Source organism: Paracoccus sp. IB05 (assembly GCF_016405985.1).
Lineage (GTDB): Bacteria > Pseudomonadota > Alphaproteobacteria > Rhodobacterales > Rhodobacteraceae > Pseudogemmobacter.
The window spans coordinates 33,151-49,164 of the sequence record NZ_JAEFCF010000018.1 but is presented as its reverse complement, the minus strand read 5'-3'; the positions used below and the strand labels follow the sequence as shown (position 1 = coordinate 49,164).

Genomic DNA, 16,014 nt, shown 5'->3' with positions numbered 1-16,014 from the left:
CGGTGCCCGTTAAGGCACCAGCACGGCACGGCCGCGGATCTTGCCCTGGTGCAGGTCTTGCAGCGCCTGATTGGCCTGATCGAGCCGGTAATGTTTCGTCGCCAGTTCCACGAGGCCGCGATCGGCAAGCGCCATCAGCTCGGTCAGTTCGGCCCAGGTGCCGACGAGATTTCCGATGATGTTCTTCTCGGTGATCACCATATCGACGGTGGGGACGCGGATCTCCTCGCCGTAGCCGACGACGTAATAGCTGCCCATGGGCCGGGTCATATCGAGACCCTTCTTCGTGGTGCCCTTTTCGCCGACGAAGTCGATCACCGCTTCCGCCCCTTTGCCGCCGGTCAGCGCGAGAACCGCGTCGACCTCGCCGCCATCGGCCTTGATCAGGTGATCGGCCCCATGTTCAGCGGCCAGCGAGAGCGAGGCGTCTGAGGTGTCGACCACGATGATCCGCGCGGCGCACATGGCGCGCAACACCTGGATGCCGATATGGCCAAGGCCACCGGCCCCGATCACCACGGCAGCCTGATCCGGCAGCAATTGCTGCGCCGCCTTTTTCGCCGCCCGGTAAGCGGTGAGCCCGGCATCGGCATAGGGTGCCACATCTTTCGGGGCGAGCGTCTTAGGCAGCGCGATCAGATTCCTGGCCGAGGTCTGCAGCAGTTCCGCATAGCCCCCATTGCTGTCGAGCCCGGGGAATTTCCCCTCGCCATGCATGTCATGGCCGCGACGGCAGGCGATACAGGTGCCCCCCGTCACTTTTGGGTGGACGATCACCGGATCGCCTTTTTTGAAGCCTTCGACCTCGGGCCCGATCTCTTCGATCCAGCCTGCATTCTCATGCCCCATGATCAAAGGCAGGAGGGCGGTGCCCGAAGGGTCGGTATGGGGACGCCAGATGCCCTCGATAATATGGAGATCGGTGCGACAGACCCCCGCGCCGCCGATGCGGATGATCACGTCACTCGATTTCACGATCTTCGGATCCGCCACCTCTGCGCCGCGCACCCATTCGGGCGCGGTCAGAGCGGGATCATAGGTATGAAGAACCTGGGCTTTCATGGTCGGGTTGCCTCCTCGGATACCGCCCTCCCCGGCGGTAGGGCGAAGAGGTGGCGCATCCTGGCCGCGCTGGCAAACCCGGCGGAATTTGCGGCGGGGGGGCGTCCGCGAACTGGACGATCCAGGGCTGGCGCTGTTCAGGGGGTGAACAGTCTGGCCGGGGGCAGGCCACTTGTGCCCTGCGGCGTGAGAGATGTTCAGAAACTGGACAGGTCAGGGCGAATCACAGGCCAAGGTTGACAGGTGGCGGGCAGCCGATACGTTTTCGAACGGCCCGCAAAAAGGGCTGTCGGGGCGCGGGGAGGCGGCCCGGCACAAAAGAAATGGACAAGCCCGGGGAGGGGCCGGCGCCATGGAGATGCAGACTTCGGCACTGACCCGCGCCCGCCATCAACTTGAAACGCAAGGGCGTTTTCCCGGCGGCGCGCTGCCCGGAGATATTACGGAAAGCTGGCTCAGAAGCCTTGATCATGGCCTTGACCCGCTGGAGAGAAGCCGGCGGCTGATCCAGTCATCGACAGAATTCACCGCGACCTGCCAGCTTCACGCCGATCTGATCCGCTTCGCGCGGCCAGAGCTGGAACTGTTGTTCGATCAGATCGCCGGCTCGAATTTCATGATCGCGCTTGGCTCGCCCGAAGGGGTGGTGCTGGATACGATGCATGACCCGCAATTCGCCGAAACCGAGGCGGGGGCCCAGGTGATCCCCGGCTCGGTCTGGAGCGAGGATCTGCGCGGCACCAATGCGATGGGGGTCTGTATCGCGACAGGGCGCCCCGCCCAGGTCTATGGCGGCGAGCATTTTCTGCGCGCACATGGCGATGTCTCCTGCATCTCGGCGCCGATCTTTGACGGGGCGGGGCAGCTTGCGGGGGTGCTGGATGCCTCATCGATGTCTGCGGTGCGGCAGCAGCATACGGCGGCCCTGGTGCAGATGTCGGCATCCAGCATCGAGAACAGTCTGATCCGCGTCCGCCATGACCGCAGCATCGTATTGCAGTTCCACCCGAGGCCGGAATATCTCGGTACGCTGTCGATGGGGATGCTGGTGCTCGGCGAAGACCTCACCGTCACGGCGATCAATCGCAAGGGTGAGATGTTCCTGACCGGCTTCCCGCGCCTGATGGGCGAGAGTTTTGACCGCATCTTCGAGCAGCCCTTTGCCGCGATTCAGCGCCGTCTGGCCGAGGGAGAGACATTGCGCATCCGTGACCGGATCGGCTCGGCGGTGTCGCTGCGCGCGGTGGCGAACCGGGCGAGTTTCGCGCTGGCCCGGCGGCTGAGGCCCGTCGCGGACGAGGCGGCGCCGGCGAAGAACCTGTTTCGCGATGTCGTGGTCGAAGACCCGGCACTCTGGCAGCGTTTGCAGGCCTTGCCCGATGCGGCGCGGCGCGGCGTGGTGATTGCGATCAGCGGCGAGACCGGCACCGGCAAGGCACTGATCGCGCGGCTGGCCCATGCGGCGATGGCGCGGCCTGGGCCGCTTGTGGTGCTGGATGGCAGGATGCTGGCCGAGGCCGATCTGCCGCAGCTTTTGGGCGCAGAAGGGCAGCCGGGCCTTTTGCAACAGACAGAGGGCGGAACCCTGCTGCTTGATGAGGTCACCGCTTTGCCGCAGATGGCTCAGGCGGCGCTGGCCGGGGTGCTTGACAGTGGCGAATATCGCCAGCCTGCGACCGGCGCGCTGATCCGTTGCGATCTCCGGGTGGTAAGCGTAACCAGCGAGGCGGGCGGGCTGGCGGGGCTGCTTCCGGCCTTGCGCTACCGGCTCGAAGGCTTCCGGCTGGAACTGCCGCCCTTGCGCAAACGTGCGGATCTTGCGGCGCTGGCCTTGCGTTTCGCGCGGTCAGTGCGGGCGGAGGCGCGGATTTCCGAAACTGCCCTGGCGCGGCTGGCCGCACATGACTGGCCCGGGAACCTGCATGAGCTGCGCGCGACTGTGATCCAGGCCATGCTGGGTTCCACCGATGGTGTATTGGAGGTGACCGATTTCGACGCGCTGCTGCCGCAGCCGGCTGCGGTGCCGGTGGCTGATTGCTGCAGCCAATGCACGGGCGTGCCCTGGAAGGAAAGCCAGTGCCAGGCCATCCGCACCGCTGTGCAGCGACATGAGGGGAATGTCTCGCTCGCGGCGCGCGCGCTCGGCATGTCGCGGACGACGATTTACAAGCATCTCGGTGATGAACCTTAGGGGCGGAGCCGTTGACTTCGGACGGAAATCCCCAGTTCATCGCGATATTTGGCCACTGTGCGGCGCGCCAGAGCCTGGCCTTCGCTGCGCAGCATTTCTGCGAGCGCGGCATCGCCCAAAGGCGCGCGCGGATCCTCCGCCGCCAGAATCTGGGCAAGGCGGTGCCGGATCGCCGCTGCCGCCATGCCGCCTTCGCGCGCGGGACCGCTTTGGAACAGGCTGCACAGCGTCCGGAGCCCATGCGGCGTCTCGACCAGCAGATCGCGCGCCACCCGCCCGACCGTGCTGTCATGCAGCCCGAGCCCTGCCGCGATCCCGGACCGGCTGAGTGCCTTCAGCGCTCCGGGCCCGTGGTCCAGAAAGCCGCGCTGGCCCTGGAGGACCGCCCGTGACACCGCCAGCACTGTGCGGTTGCGGCGTTCAACGACCGAGGCGAGCCATTCCGCCTCGGCCCTGACCGCGCGCAAAGCTGCGCCGGCGCTCTCTCGCGGCGCAAGGCTCAGCACCGGCAATGTGCTGCGGTTCAGCGCGACCTGCCAGCCGGTATCCCTGCGCGAGACAATCACATCGGGTGCCCTGACCGGAGCGGGGCTGACACCGAAGCCCAGGCCCGGGCGCGGGTCCAGCCGGCGGATCTGCGCGAGGCAGCGGGCGACCGCCTCGGGGGCGAGGCCCGCGGCCTTTGCCACCGCGAGCGGACCTGCACCCGCCAGAAGGTCGAGATGGCGCAGAACGGCTTCCATTTCGGCGGTCAGCTGGTCGCGTTCCTGTGCCTGAATGCGCAGGCAATCGGCGAGATCGCGGGCGAAAAGACCGGCGGGCTCGATCTCACGCTGCAATGCAGCAAGCATGTGTTCCGCAACCTGCAATTCCCGCCCGGCGGCGGCGGCAATCCCGGCCACCGGCTGGTCCAGCCAGCCATTGCTGTCGAGCGCTTCGACAAAAGCCATGGCCAGACCTTCATCGGCGCGGGCGGCGGCAATCATCCGCAATTGCCCCATGACATGCGCGTAAAGCCCGGCGCTCTCCTCGCCCTGTTCCTCCGGAGCTGCGGCACTCCTCGCGGGGATCCTTACGCGTAAAAACGGGTTCGCGGCAGCCCTGCGAGACAGTTCCGCCGTCAGCTCTTCATTCGAGAGGCGCAAGAGATTGATCGCCTGGATCTGCCGGAACCCAAGTGTTTGGCGCTGGCTTTGTGTCAGGCGTGACGCTACCGTCATCTGATCTCACCTCCTGGCGAGGAGCTGCCATGGCGCATCTGGCACCTGATCAACCCATTGGACCCGAACGGTTTTACCGCGAAATGTCGCCGCAGCTTGCGGCGCGGCTGCGACAGATGTGGTCGGCGCGCGGTCACGATCTCGACAGGCTCTGGGGGGAATGTATCCGTGGCCTGCCCGGCTTTCGCGCGCTGCCTCCGGTCGAAAAGCCCGGGGCCAACAGCCGCGCCCATGACCGGCTTTGTATGTTCGACCAGGCGCTGATCTGGACCATGGCGCTGAACCGCGCGGCGGGGGCGGGGATGCGGATTGAGGGCCTGCGGCTTGGGCGCGACCAGTTTTGCGCGCTGCAAATCCTGAGCGGGCGGGTGGTCGAATCCGTCTCGGCAATCCGGCTTCTGGTCCTGACCGAACTGGCGGTGCCGGCGCTGCAACTGGCGCGCTCGGTCTCGGAAGATGTCGATATGGCGCTGGCACTTTTGCTGCGCAGAAAACTGGCGCAGCAATTCGTCGCCTGTCGCAGTGCGGAAGAGGCGAATGACTTCTGGCGGCGCCATATTGCGGGGGGGCGGGCCTTCCGGCTGGTGGCCGAAAAGCTCTATGCCATCGGGCTCGATCACTCGGATCAGAGCGAATATGGCCGCTGGCGGCGCGAGGTGCTGACATTGCTGGGCTCTGCGGTCCATAGCTCTCCGCTGGGACAGGGCGCGCGCGGGCGCGAGGCGGCCTGGCCGGCCAATCCGGTCGCGCGCGACTGCCTTGATTTCGTGACGCACCGCTTGCACGAGCTTTGTGCCTGGGCGCATCTGATTGAGATCGGTCTCGAAGAGGACCTGGTGCTGATCTCCTCGACCGCCCCGCCGGAGGCGCGGCTGCTGGCCTGCGCCGCCGGCTCGCGCGACATCCTGCTCGACCAGATGCGATGGGCGCTGGTGGGGCAGGGCGCGGATCAGGGGGATGGGACCTCCGGGCCGGAAGCGGCAGGTGCCACCCCCGACGCGGGGCTGTTCAATGCGGGGCGGGCGCTCCACTGATCTTGTCGGTGGCGATCCAGCGTGCGGCAAGAACCAGGGTGCCCATTGCGAAATCCTTGCCATGGGCGGCGATCATTTCTTGCGAGACTTCGGCGATCCGCGCGAAAAAAGCATCCTTGCTGAGATCCTCATCCGATTGTTTTTGCAGGGCTTCGGTCATGTCTGATCCTTTCCTTATTTGAAGAGCTGAGCGGGAAGCGTCACCAGTGCGGCCGCACCCGAAGCGGTTCCGATCGCGAGATGGAGCCCGTCCGACGACCAGGCGAGCGCGGTGACCGCGTGGCCATCGGCCTGGCGCAGCGGCATTTCCTCGGCCTGGCCGGCGCGCGCGATTGCGACCGCACCATCCGCCGTGCCAAGCGCGATCAGATCGCGCGCGGGATGGGCCGCGACCCTGTCAATCAGCACCAGACCCGGGCTTCCGGTCCTCAGCGCACCGGTCTGGCCGTCGTTCAGCGGCGGAGTCGCGAGCGACCAGCCGGCGGCGCGGAATGCTCCCGAGGCGAAGATGGCACTTTTGCTGAAGGCGATGGCAGAAGGGGCGGCGCGAAATTTGTCGAGCCGTGCGACGGCGCCATCTGCGCGGCGCAGCATCCAGATCCCGTCTTTGCCGTTCGACCCGGCGAGCCAGGTGCCATTGGCTGCGAAGACCAGCGGGCCTTTGCCGCCAAGCGGATGGCTCTCGTAACCCTGGCGGGGCTGGCCGATCAGCAGCGTTTCGTCGAGCATCACCGCGAGCGACTGATCTGAGGGCGAGAAGGCCAGGGCATTGGCCGGGCCGGGGGTCAACAGGCCGATCAGCCGCGCCATGCCCTCTTCCTCATGCAGATCGGTGCGACCGTCGCGCGCAATGGCCAGTTTGCCCGTCCCATCCGAGGCAATGGCAAAGATCGGGCTGGTCTTATCGGTCATTGTAATCACCTGGCCGCGCGGTGTGACGCGGTTGAGACGACCATCCTTCCCCGCCGCGATCAGCCCGAGTGAGCCCGAAGGGGCAAGCATCAGCCCGCCGCCCGCCAGGTCTGGCGTCAGCACCGGCTGAGCCACCGGCTTTTCGCGCGGACGGATGGTCGCGCGGCCGGAATCCGCCTCGACCCGCAGCCGGCTGAGGGGGGAATCGGCATCTTGCAGTGCCATCAGGGCGAGGCGGCCGTTCTCCAGCGCAAAGCCTGCCACCTTGCCGGCCGCATCAAAGGCGAGGCCGGTGACCGCAGCCTCCAGCTGCCAGCTGCGCGCGAGCAGATCGAACAGGGCGGATTGTGCGGCCTGCTGCGGCGCGGGCCTAGCCGGCGCCTCCGGGGTGGCGGTATCGCTCATCGGATGTTCCTCATGTCAGATCGGAGAGTTCGCGCCCGAGGGCGGTGAGTTCTTTTTCCAGCGCTGCAACCTGCAATTCGCAGGTCTCGGCGGTAAGGCGGGCCGCGATCTCGGCGCGTTCGGCTTCGGCCAGGGCCGGGCCGGGCGCATCCTCGGCCATCTGCCGTGCGAAGCCGGCTGCGGCCACTTTCTGCAACAGCCGGTGATACTCGCCGGTCAGCTGGCTGAGCTCGGCGGTGATGCGGAACTGATCTGCGAGAATCTCTTGCGCGCGGCGCTTCTCATAGCTCATCTTCGCCCCCATCCGCTGTCATGCCAGACCGGAAGCAGGAGACGCCGATGCAGCCCCCTTCCCCCGAGACCCGTTTCCTTGCCGCCATCAGCCGTGCGGCGGCAGCCGAATTCGGCGCGGATCACCCGCTGGCCAAAGCCGCTGCTGCGGCGCTGGACTCCGGCACATTTGCCGATGCCGCGCGCGCCCGGGAGCTGCTTGCGGCGCTGGAGGAAAGCATTCGTGAACGATTGCTCGCTCTCGCCCATCGTGAGATGCGTGAGGATGTTTCCGCAATCTGGAACCTGCTCCCCGGTGCGGCGCGGTCGGGTGGGATACACTGAGCCGGTCATGATCTGAGCCGCCGCAGCTCGGCCTCTTCGGCGTTCAGGCCTGAGACGACGCGGCTGATCCCCTCGCTGAACCGTTTCTCGGCCATGTCGATATGACTGGCGATGGCGTCCCAGATATCGACCCGCATCAGGGTCTCGACATCGCCGGTCAGGATCTCGATTTCACCAAGGCGAAAGCTGCGGGCCAGCGAGACACCGGTGGTAACGAATTCACGCAGTTCGAGCGCATGGCTGTCGATGAAAAACGGCAGGAGCGGGTGGCTTTCCGGGGTCACGCCGGCATCGGCGAGGCAGGTTTCAAGGAAGTCGCGGAAATGGCTGTGCAGGATTTCCTGGCTTTGCCCGAGGAAGCGCATCGTGAAAACAAGGTCATTCGGCGCGCGCGCGACCATCGCTTCGGCGGTGATCCGGGACGGGCTTTGCCCGGCAGAGAGCGGGTCAGGATGTATCGGGTCTGACATGGGAAGCAGCCTCGGGTGATCAGACCGGACAGCGCCGGCAACTCAGGCAAGAGTAACAGTCTGAAGACAGGGCAGACAGCAATTTGTGAAGATAAGGCAATGAATATAAAGAGTAAAATCGCAATCCTTCGTTACGAATGTAACGTTTCATTCCAGAGGCCAGTTACAGTTTGCACCCCGCGTTACATGCCGCGACGCCGCGTAAATTTGCTGCACTCCGGCAATGGGTTTCATGCGCCGAATCGGCAGATCAGGGGCTGTAACCACCGATATGTTACAAATATGTGCAACACCCGCCCCGATGGGCGTGACAGTTGTAACGATATGCTACGGCCCTGGTGTTCCGGGCCGGGGGCAGGTGAAAAAACCGTTGAAAAAATATTCAGAAAATAAATCTGGGTATTTCAAATGGTTGGCGAATTCAGATCTCTGGACTCGGCAAAAAATGTCCTGCCTGGCCAAAGCTGGCACGGGTTCTGCATGTATCCCTGGGACAATAAGGCGGTTCTCCGATCCGGATGCGATCCGGTCAGAAGGGCCACCATAAGAACGAAGGAATGGGAGGAGAAGCGAGGCCACCGCATGACGGCAGCACGCTTGCGCATTGTCGTTGTCGGATCCTGGTCGCGTTGCCCGGAACCTTTGCCGTGACCTGACCCGGTTTGCAGCCTGCCAAAGGCGGCACCGGAAAACCCGGGTGGATCAACCGCCCACCGGCCCGGACCGCCAGTCCCTGCCGTCAACATCAGGAGATTCATGGCATGACGCAACTGACGCTCAACAAGATCACCGCACAGCGCGGGATCTCGGTCGGCGAAGCGACGAAGAAGATCTCGGACCTTGGCTGGAACCCCAGCTATGTTCAGGAAGCCGCGACCTTCCCGACCGATTACAAGATCGCCAAGGCGCCGCGCGACCCGATGAAACAGGTGCTGCGCTCTTACTTCCCGATGCAGGAAGAGAAAGACAACCGCGTTTATGGCGCGCTTGATGCGGCTTTGCGCGGCGACATGTTCCGCAACGTCCAGCCCCGCTGGGTCGAGTGGATGAAGCTCTTCCTCGCGATCATTCCTTTCCCGGAAATCTCGGCCGCCCGCTCGATGGCAATGGTGGCCCGGATCGCACCGGGTGAAGATCTGCGCACCGGCTTTACCATGCAGATGGTTGACGAGTTCCGCCATTCCACCATTCAGATGAACCTGAAGAAGTGGTATATGGAAAACTACATCGACCCGGCCGGGTTTGACATTACCGAAGAAGCGTTCGGTAAATGCTATGCCACCACCATCGGCCGCCAGTTCGGCGAGGGGTTCATCACCGGCGATGTGATGACCTCGGCCTGTATGTATCTCACCGTTGTGGCCGAAACCGCCTTTACCAACACGCTTTTCGTCGCCATGCCGTCGGAAGCCGCCCGCAATGGCGACTACGCGCTGCCGACCGTGTTCCTCTCGGTGCAGTCGGACGAGTCGCGCCATATCGGCAATGGCCACTCTCTGCTGATGGCCGCGCTGAAAGAGCCGGAAAACCACCTGCTGCTGGAGCGCGATCTGCGTTACGCATTCTGGCAAAACCACGCCATCGTCGATGCCGCCATCGGCACGCTGATCGAATATGGCACCACCAACCGCGACAAGGAAAAGGAATCCTACGCGGAAATGTGGCACCGCTGGATCTTCGAAGATTACTACCGGACCTATATGCTGCCGCTGGAAAAATACGGCATCAAGGTTCACCATGATGACGTCCATGAGGCCTGGAACCGCATCACCAAGAAGCACTACGTCCACAAAGTCGCTCAGTTCTTCGCGGTCGGCTGGCCGGTGAACTTCTGGCGCATCGAAGCCCAGACCGACAAGGACTTCGAGTGGTTCGAGCATAAGTACCCGGGCTGGTATTCGGAATTCGGCGATTTCTGGAAATGGTACGGCAAACTGTCGAAGCCGGGTCAGAAGGTCATCACCTTCAATGAGGAAACCGGCTACGTCTATCCGCATCGCTGCTGGTCGTGCCTGGTGCCCTGCCTTATCCGCGAAGACATGGTCGTGGACGAGATCGACGGTCAGCTCCACACCTTCGCGCATGAGCTGGACCGCTGGACCGCTGTCGAGGCGTTCTCTGATGAATATCAGGGCCGCCCGACGCCGGCGATGGGCAAGTTCTCGGGCAAACGGGAATGGGAAACCGTCTATCACGGCTGGGATCTTGCCGATGCGATCAAGGATATGAACTTTGTCCGCGACGACGGCAAGACCCTGGTGCCGCAGCCGCATCTGCGCTTCGACAACAAGGATATGTGGACGCTGGACGATGTGCGCGGCCACACCCTGCTGTCGCCGCTGACGGTGCTGCGTGAAATGACCCCGGACGCGCGCGCGAAGCATATCGCCGAATACCAGGCGGGCTTTACCATCAATCCCTGCAACTAAGGCAGGCGCGCGGGGGCCAGGACTGGCCCCCGCCACTCACCAGAATTGACGAATGGCAGCCGGATGGCGTGTCGGACTGACGGCGGGGAGGCCGGACAGAATGGGAGAGGTTTACACGGTAAGGCTTGAACCCGTGGGCGTGGAATTCGAGTGTGCCGAGGACGAAACCGTCCTTGACGCCGCGTTCCGCCAGGGGATCGCGCTGCCCCATGGTTGCAAGGAAGGGCAATGCTCGGCCTGCAAATGCGTGCTTCTCGACGGCGAGGTCGAGATGCTGAAATATTCCACATTCGCGCTGAATGATGGCGATCGCGACAGCGGCCAGATCCTGATGTGCCGCGCGAAAGCCTTCGACAATCTGACAATCGACCTTCTGAACTATGACGAGGAGGTGCTGTCGAAATCCATTCCCGTCAAGCAGTTCGACGGGCAGATCACGGATTTCCGCAAACTCACGCATGACATTCGCGGCGTCGAGATCGAGCTGAACGCGCCGCTCAAGTTCTGGGCGGGTCAGTATGTCGACATCACAGTCACCACGGAAGAAGGGGAGACGATCACGCGTTCGTTCTCCATGGCAAATCCGCCGAGCGAAACCCAGAAACTCTCCTTCATCATCAAAAAATACCCCGAAGGAAAGTTCTCCAACCAGCTCGACAACGGAGGAATCCGGGCCGGAGCAAAAGTGAGCGTGGTCGGCCCCTACGGCATGTGTTTCCGCCGCGAAGGGCGCGACGGGCCGGTGGTGCTGGTCGGCGCGGGCTCCGGCATGTCGCCGGTGTGGTCGATCCTGCATGACCATATCGAAAGCGGCGAGGCGCGGCCGGTCTATTTCTTCTACGGCGCCCGGACGGAAGACGATCTCTTCCATCTCGACCAGCTGGCGGCGATCACCGCGGCGCATCCGACGGTCGAATTCATCCCGGTGCTCTCGCACGCCCCCGAGGACAGCGGCTGGACCGGCGAGACCGGCTTTGTCCACCAAGCGGTCGATCGCAAGCTCAAGGATCTGGGGATCGAAGGTCTGGGCGATGTCTATGCCTGCGGCCCACCCCCGATGATCGACGCGCTGACGCCGACGCTCTTCATGCTCGATTATGAGAGCGAGCGGATTTTCTACGACAAGTTCACCACGACGTCCGGTTCGTCGGGCCATTAAGGCGGCCCGACCGCTCTTCGAGTGAACAAACACCACAGGGAGGAAAGACCAATGGCAGCAACAGCCACCGCTACCGGATCGGGAGCCGCCGGCTCTGCGATTTTTGCAGGCTCAACCAGCCGAAAATACAACTATTTCGAACCGCGCGGCAAACGGGCGACGCATTACGAAGATGTCACTGTCGATGTGCAGCCCGATCCCGAACGCTATCTGATCCAGGACTGGATCATCAGCTTTGGCGACGGCAAGGGCGCCTATACCAAGGACAATACCAAGGCGCTGTCATCGAACTGGCACGCGTTCCGTGCGCCGGATCAGGAATGGGAACGCACCCATTACCAGCGCCAGGCCAAGATCGAGAATATGGTGCAATCGGTGATCGCCAATGCCCGCAAGGCCGGCGCGCATCTGGTGTTCGACAAGGTCTGGCAGAAGGTGCTGCAGACGCATCTCGGCGCCTGGAAACATGCAGAATTCGGCCTTGGCACCTCGCTCATGCAGGCGCAGCGCTATGGCTATACCCAGATGATCAACAATGCCACGCTGACCAATTCTTCCTACAAGATGCGGCTGGCGCAGGACATCACGCTCTATCTCGCCGAGATCGGCATGGATATCGAGGGCTGGGATGATGAGCTGGGCAAGAAGGCCTGGCTGGAAGATGCCGCCTGGCAGCCCTGTCGTCTCGCCATCGAGACCATCATGGGTACCGAGGACTACCTCGAGCAGTATTTCGCGATCAACCTGATCTTTGAACCGCTGGTGGGCGAACTGATGCGTTCGGGCTTCCTGATGCAGGCGGCGGCGGCGAATAACGACTTCATCACGCCGCCGGTGATCTCGGCGGCCGAGGCCGATTACGAGCGCAACCTCGCGAATACGATCGACCTGATCTATCTCCTCGCCCATGACGAAAAGCACGGCGCCCATAACCGCGCGCTGTTCCAGGGCTGGGTGAAAAAGCATGGCGTTCTGGCCGACAAGGCCGCGGCCGCGCTGCAACCGATCTGGTCGCAACCCCATTCGAAACCCGTGTCCTTTGCTGACGCCCAGGCTGTCTCGCATGAGCGTCTGGCGCAGATCCTGGGCGAAATCGGCCTGAGCCGCTGAGAGGAGAGACCCATGTCCAGCACGTCACGCGACAGCACGAAGAGCAATATCTTCAAGCAGATGAAGGATATCACCTTCGAGCAGACGATCTCGCATCAATGCGGCGTCACCATGAACGACTCGGTCGAGGCCCGCGCCATCGCCGAATATATGGATCAGGATAAGAACGTCACCGTCACCTATAATCCGGCCACGATCCGGATCGACGGCGAAGGCAAGCTGATCTTCAAAATGGATGACATCACCGAATATCTCGGCCGCGAAATGACCGCCGAGATCTTCGAGGTCAACACTTCCACCCATTACGGCCGCATGGTCCGGATCGACGACAATACCGTCATCCTCTTCGGCAATATGGACGAAGTCTTCGAATATATCTGACCGCTTTTGCGGGGCGCGCGGCTTTTGCGCGCCTCGTTTCCGACTGTGCAGGAGACACCATGGCAAGCATGATGAAAGCGGCGGTCTTTGTCGAAAAAGGCCGGATCGTTCTTGAAGACAAGAAGATCCCCGATGTGGGGCCGAATGACGCGCTGATGCGGGTCACCACAACCACGATCTGCGGCACCGATATCCATATTCTCAAAGGCGAATACCCGGTCGAGAAGGGGCTTACCATCGGGCATGAGCCGGTGGGGGTGATCGAAAAACTCGGCTCGGCGGTGAAGGGGTTTCGCGAAGGCCAGCGGGTGATTGCCGGCGCGATCACACCGTCCGGCTGGTCGAATGCCTGTCTCTGCGGCTGTTCCTCGCAGGATGGGGCCGGGACGAAACATGGCTGGAAGGCCACCGGCGGCTGGAAATTCGGCAATACGATTGATGGCTGCCAGGCCGAATATGTGCTGGTGCCCGATGCGATGGCGAACCTCGCGCCGATCCCCGATGATCTGAGTGATGAAGAGGTGCTGATGTGCCCCGACATCATGTCGACGGGCTTTGTCGGCGCCGAGAACGGCAATATCAAAATCGGCGATACGGTGGTGGTTTTTGCTCAGGGGCCGATTGGCCTTTGCGCCACCGCCGGGGCGAAGCTGATGGGCGCGAGCCGCATCATCGCCGTCGACACCGTGCCCGCGCGTCTGGCCATGGCGAAACGCATGGGCGCCGATGAGGTGGTCGATTTCAAGGCCTCGAACAATGTCGTCGAGACCATTCTGGAAATGACCGACGGGCGCGGCTGTGACGTGGCCATCGAGGCGCTCGGCCTGCAGGCGACCTTTGAATGGGCGCTGCGTTCGATCCGTCCTGGCGGCACGCTGTCCAGCCTTGGGGTCTATTCCGGCGATCTGAAGATCCCGGTCGACGCCTTCGCCGCCGGTCTGGGCGAGAAAACCATCCGCACGGCGCTTTGCCCTGGCGGCAAGGAACGGATGCGCCGGATGATGGAGGTCGTCCGCGCCCGCCGCGTCGATTTCAGCGCGCTCGTCACCCATCGCTACAGCATCGACCAGATCGAAGACGCCTATGAGCTCTTCGCCAACCAGCGCGACGGCGTGTTGAAAGTCGCGATCAGTCTCTGACCTAACCAAGACAAAATCCAGGGAGGAACATCATGTATAAGACGAAAGACGGCAAAGAGATCTTCGTGCTCGACTGCCATACGCATTTCTGGAACGGCTCCCCCGAAAATCAGCGCAATGTGCACGGGAAGCAGTTCATCGACTGTTTCTACGCCTATCACACCGGTCTCAGCCCGAAGGAAGAACTCTGGGAGAAGGAGCGGTTCGAGAAGCAGACGGTCGAACAGGTCTACCGCGACCTCTTCATCGACGGGCCGGATGACATGGCGATCATCCAGTCGACCTATCTGAAAGATTTCTACAAGGAAGGCTTCAGCTCGATCGAGCGGTCGAACCAGCTGGCCGAGGTCAATCCGGGCCGGTTCATCGTCAACGGGTCTTTCGATCCGCGCGATGGTGAAAAGGCGCTGGAATATATCCATTACATGAAAGAGACTTTTGATATCAAAGGGGTAAAGATGTACACGGCCGAATGGAACGGCGATTCCAAAGGCTGGAAACTGACTGACCCCTCTGCCTATAAATGCTTTGAGCTTTGCGAAAAGCTTGGGATCAGGAACATCCATGTCCATAAAGGCCCGACCATCCGGCCCTTGTCGAAAGACGCTTTTGCGGTGGGCGATGTGGATGATGCGGCGACCGATTTCCTTGGTCTGAACTGGATCATCGAGCATTGCGGCCTGCCGCGTCTCGACGATTTCTGCTGGATCGCGACGCAGGAAAGCAATGTCTATGCCGGCCTCGCGGTGGCGCTTCCGTTCATCCATTCGCGCCCGCGCTATTTCGGCGAGATCATTTCCGAACTTCTGTTCTGGCTCGGGCCGGAGAAGATCCTGTTCGGATCGGATTACGCGATCTGGACGCCGCAATGGCTGGTGGAAAAGCTGTGGAACTACCAGATCCCGGACGACATCGCGCAAGAGCGGGGCGTGCAGCTGACCGATGAGATCAAGGAAAAGATCCTCGGCCTCAATGCGGCGCGGCTTTACGATATCGACGTGGCTGCGAAACGTGCCGAGCTGGCACAGTCGCCCATCCGCATCGCGGCGGAATAAGCCATGGGCCTGCCGCAAATCCGGGGCGCGCAGGCAAGGGAAGTGTGGCGGCGTCTTGGCGCCGTCACCGATCCCGAGCTTGATGAGCCGATCACCGATATGGGCTTTGTCGAACGGCTTGAGGTCAGGAATGGCGAGGTCGATATCACCTTTCGCCTGCCGACCTATTGGTGTTCGCCGAACTTCGCGTTTCTGATGGCCGATGGCATCCGCAAGGCCGCTCTCGCGCCCCCCTGGGCATCGAAGGCGCGGGTGATCCTTATGGATCACTGCTATGCGGAACGGGTGAATGCCGCCGTCAACGAAGAGCAGTCTTTCGACGCGGTCTTCGCCGAGATGAGCGATGGGGCGGATCTCTCGGAGGTGCGCGAAACCTTCCGCGAGAAAGCCTTTCTGCGCCGCCAGGAGGCGGTGATCCGGGGGCTTACGGCGATGGGCTGGGCGCCCGCACAGATCACCGCGCTGACGCTGGCGGGGTTTGATGCGCTCAACCTCGGGAACCAGCCGGAGGCATCAGTTCAGAAACCGCGTTACCGCGAGATCCTTGTCGGTGACGGGCTGGCACTTTTGCCTGACGACCCGGCCTTTGTCACCTGGGCAGGCGACCCACTGACCGCCGGGGGTCTTGCCGACCATCTGATGCGGCTCCGCGCCATTCGCATCAATATGGAGTTCAACGGCGCCATGTGCCGCGGCCTCGCTGCGGCACGTTACAAAGAAGTCGATCTGTCCGGTGGGGAGCCGGAGCTGATCGATTTCATCCTCGGACGGGTGCCGCCCAGGGACCATCTCGCGACAGACCACGGGGCCAGCCCGGACAGCCGCAGCTGAG

The 16,014-nt window shown here is 62.8% G+C and carries 16 protein-coding genes; 10 read left to right on the top strand and 6 right to left on the bottom strand.

All coding sequences use genetic code 11. The annotated features are described in order from the left end of the window. Nucleotides 1-9 precede the first annotated feature (9 nt). Nucleotides 10-1,062 (bottom strand): NAD(P)-dependent alcohol dehydrogenase, encoded by a 1,053-nt coding sequence (locus JC607_RS13080; protein ID WP_198837364.1) that lies wholly within the window; start codon nucleotides 1,060-1,062, stop codon nucleotides 10-12. 352 nt (nucleotides 1,063-1,414) lie between these two features. Here JC607_RS13080 and JC607_RS13075 point away from each other — a divergent pair, with 352 nt between their 5' ends. Beyond that, on the top strand, nucleotides 1,415-3,253 hold the full coding sequence (locus tag JC607_RS13075) for a sigma-54-dependent Fis family transcriptional regulator (RefSeq protein WP_198837363.1): 1,839 nt from the start codon (nucleotides 1,415-1,417) through the stop codon (nucleotides 3,251-3,253). On the opposite strand, the gene JC607_RS13070 is transcribed toward JC607_RS13075, so the two are convergent. Next, nucleotides 3,250-4,473, bottom strand: coding sequence for an RNA polymerase sigma-54 factor (locus JC607_RS13070; RefSeq protein WP_198837362.1), 1,224 nt, complete (start codon nucleotides 4,471-4,473; stop codon nucleotides 3,250-3,252). The genes JC607_RS13075 and JC607_RS13070 overlap by 4 nt on opposite strands. Nucleotides 4,474-4,502: 29 nt before the next feature. On the opposite strand from JC607_RS13070, the gene JC607_RS13065 reads away from it, so the two are divergent. Next, nucleotides 4,503-5,507, top strand: a complete 1,005-nt coding sequence (locus JC607_RS13065; RefSeq protein ID WP_198837361.1) for a hypothetical protein — start codon at nucleotides 4,503-4,505, stop codon at nucleotides 5,505-5,507. Here JC607_RS13065 and JC607_RS13060 read toward each other — a convergent pair. From JC607_RS13060 to JC607_RS13050, 3 genes are read right to left on the bottom strand one after another with little or no spacing between them, the layout of a single operon-like run. Beyond that, nucleotides 5,482-5,667, bottom strand: coding sequence for a hypothetical protein (locus JC607_RS13060; protein ID WP_198837360.1), 186 nt, complete (start codon nucleotides 5,665-5,667; stop codon nucleotides 5,482-5,484). The genes JC607_RS13065 and JC607_RS13060 overlap by 26 nt on opposite strands. Nucleotides 5,668-5,681: 14 nt before the next feature. Beyond that, nucleotides 5,682-6,824: a WD40 repeat domain-containing protein gene (locus tag JC607_RS13055; protein ID WP_198837359.1), complete on the bottom strand. Its 1,143-nt coding sequence runs from the start codon at nucleotides 6,822-6,824 to the stop codon at nucleotides 5,682-5,684. 10 nt (nucleotides 6,825-6,834) lie between these two features. Continuing rightward, nucleotides 6,835-7,116, bottom strand: a complete 282-nt coding sequence (locus tag JC607_RS13050; protein ID WP_198837358.1) for a hypothetical protein — start codon at nucleotides 7,114-7,116, stop codon at nucleotides 6,835-6,837. Between the two features lie 47 nt (nucleotides 7,117-7,163). Between JC607_RS13050 and JC607_RS13045 the strand changes: the two genes are divergently transcribed. Beyond that, complete coding sequence (locus JC607_RS13045) at nucleotides 7,164-7,439, top strand: hypothetical protein (RefSeq protein WP_198837357.1); 276 nt, start codon at nucleotides 7,164-7,166, stop codon at nucleotides 7,437-7,439. A gap of 5 nt (nucleotides 7,440-7,444) precedes the next feature. Here JC607_RS13045 and JC607_RS13040 read toward each other — a convergent pair whose 3' ends face one another. Continuing rightward, entirely contained in the window at nucleotides 7,445-7,909 is a 465-nt protein-coding gene (locus tag JC607_RS13040) for a hypothetical protein (protein WP_198837356.1), read from the bottom strand. Nucleotides 7,910-8,670: 761 nt separating this feature from the next. Between JC607_RS13040 and JC607_RS13035 the strand changes: the two genes are divergently transcribed. The 7 genes from JC607_RS13035 to JC607_RS13005 all read left to right on the top strand — a co-directional run bounded on the left by JC607_RS13035 (nucleotide 8,671) and on the right by JC607_RS13005 (nucleotide 16,013). After that, a complete protein-coding gene (locus JC607_RS13035) occupies nucleotides 8,671-10,338 on the top strand; it encodes an aromatic/alkene/methane monooxygenase hydroxylase/oxygenase subunit alpha (protein WP_198837355.1) in 1,668 nt (555 codons plus the stop codon). Between the two features lie 100 nt (nucleotides 10,339-10,438). Beyond that, nucleotides 10,439-11,497, top strand: coding sequence for an NADH:ubiquinone reductase (Na(+)-transporting) subunit F (locus JC607_RS13030; RefSeq protein ID WP_198837354.1), 1,059 nt, complete (start codon nucleotides 10,439-10,441; stop codon nucleotides 11,495-11,497). 51 nt (nucleotides 11,498-11,548) lie between these two features. Then, complete coding sequence (locus JC607_RS13025; RefSeq protein ID WP_198837353.1) at nucleotides 11,549-12,607, top strand: aromatic/alkene monooxygenase hydroxylase subunit beta; 1,059 nt, start codon at nucleotides 11,549-11,551, stop codon at nucleotides 12,605-12,607. A 12-nt stretch (nucleotides 12,608-12,619) separates the two neighbouring features. Continuing rightward, on the top strand, nucleotides 12,620-12,988 hold the full coding sequence (locus tag JC607_RS13020; RefSeq protein WP_198837352.1) for an MmoB/DmpM family protein: 369 nt from the start codon (nucleotides 12,620-12,622) through the stop codon (nucleotides 12,986-12,988). Between the two features lie 59 nt (nucleotides 12,989-13,047). Beyond that, complete coding sequence (locus tag JC607_RS13015) at nucleotides 13,048-14,127, top strand: NAD(P)-dependent alcohol dehydrogenase (protein WP_198837351.1); 1,080 nt, start codon at nucleotides 13,048-13,050, stop codon at nucleotides 14,125-14,127. Nucleotides 14,128-14,159: 32 nt separating this feature from the next. Beyond that, entirely contained in the window at nucleotides 14,160-15,182 is a 1,023-nt protein-coding gene (locus tag JC607_RS13010) for an amidohydrolase family protein (protein ID WP_198837350.1), read from the top strand. Between the two features lie 3 nt (nucleotides 15,183-15,185). Then, nucleotides 15,186-16,013: an iron-sulfur cluster assembly protein gene (locus tag JC607_RS13005; RefSeq protein WP_198837349.1), complete on the top strand. Its 828-nt coding sequence runs from the start codon at nucleotides 15,186-15,188 to the stop codon at nucleotides 16,011-16,013. Nucleotide 16,014 lies beyond the last annotated feature (1 nt).

Coding starts and splice junctions, on each gene's coding strand:
- JC607_RS13080 (WP_198837364.1), bottom strand. CDS start 1,062: ATGAAAGCCCAGGTTCTTCATACCTATGATCCCGCTCTGACCGCGCCC.
- JC607_RS13075 (WP_198837363.1), top strand. CDS start 1,415: ATGGAGATGCAGACTTCGGCACTGACCCGCGCCCGCCATCAACTTGAA.
- JC607_RS13070 (WP_198837362.1), bottom strand. CDS start 4,473: ATGACGGTAGCGTCACGCCTGACACAAAGCCAGCGCCAAACACTTGGG.
- JC607_RS13065 (WP_198837361.1), top strand. CDS start 4,503: ATGGCGCATCTGGCACCTGATCAACCCATTGGACCCGAACGGTTTTAC.
- JC607_RS13060 (WP_198837360.1), bottom strand. CDS start 5,667: ATGACCGAAGCCCTGCAAAAACAATCGGATGAGGATCTCAGCAAGGAT.
- JC607_RS13055 (WP_198837359.1), bottom strand. CDS start 6,824: ATGAGCGATACCGCCACCCCGGAGGCGCCGGCTAGGCCCGCGCCGCAG.
- JC607_RS13050 (WP_198837358.1), bottom strand. CDS start 7,116: ATGAGCTATGAGAAGCGCCGCGCGCAAGAGATTCTCGCAGATCAGTTC.
- JC607_RS13045 (WP_198837357.1), top strand. CDS start 7,164: ATGCAGCCCCCTTCCCCCGAGACCCGTTTCCTTGCCGCCATCAGCCGT.
- JC607_RS13040 (WP_198837356.1), bottom strand. CDS start 7,909: ATGTCAGACCCGATACATCCTGACCCGCTCTCTGCCGGGCAAAGCCCG.
- JC607_RS13035 (WP_198837355.1), top strand. CDS start 8,671: ATGACGCAACTGACGCTCAACAAGATCACCGCACAGCGCGGGATCTCG.
- JC607_RS13030 (WP_198837354.1), top strand. CDS start 10,439: ATGGGAGAGGTTTACACGGTAAGGCTTGAACCCGTGGGCGTGGAATTC.
- JC607_RS13025 (WP_198837353.1), top strand. CDS start 11,549: ATGGCAGCAACAGCCACCGCTACCGGATCGGGAGCCGCCGGCTCTGCG.
- JC607_RS13020 (WP_198837352.1), top strand. CDS start 12,620: ATGTCCAGCACGTCACGCGACAGCACGAAGAGCAATATCTTCAAGCAG.
- JC607_RS13015 (WP_198837351.1), top strand. CDS start 13,048: ATGGCAAGCATGATGAAAGCGGCGGTCTTTGTCGAAAAAGGCCGGATC.
- JC607_RS13010 (WP_198837350.1), top strand. CDS start 14,160: ATGTATAAGACGAAAGACGGCAAAGAGATCTTCGTGCTCGACTGCCAT.
- JC607_RS13005 (WP_198837349.1), top strand. CDS start 15,186: ATGGGCCTGCCGCAAATCCGGGGCGCGCAGGCAAGGGAAGTGTGGCGG.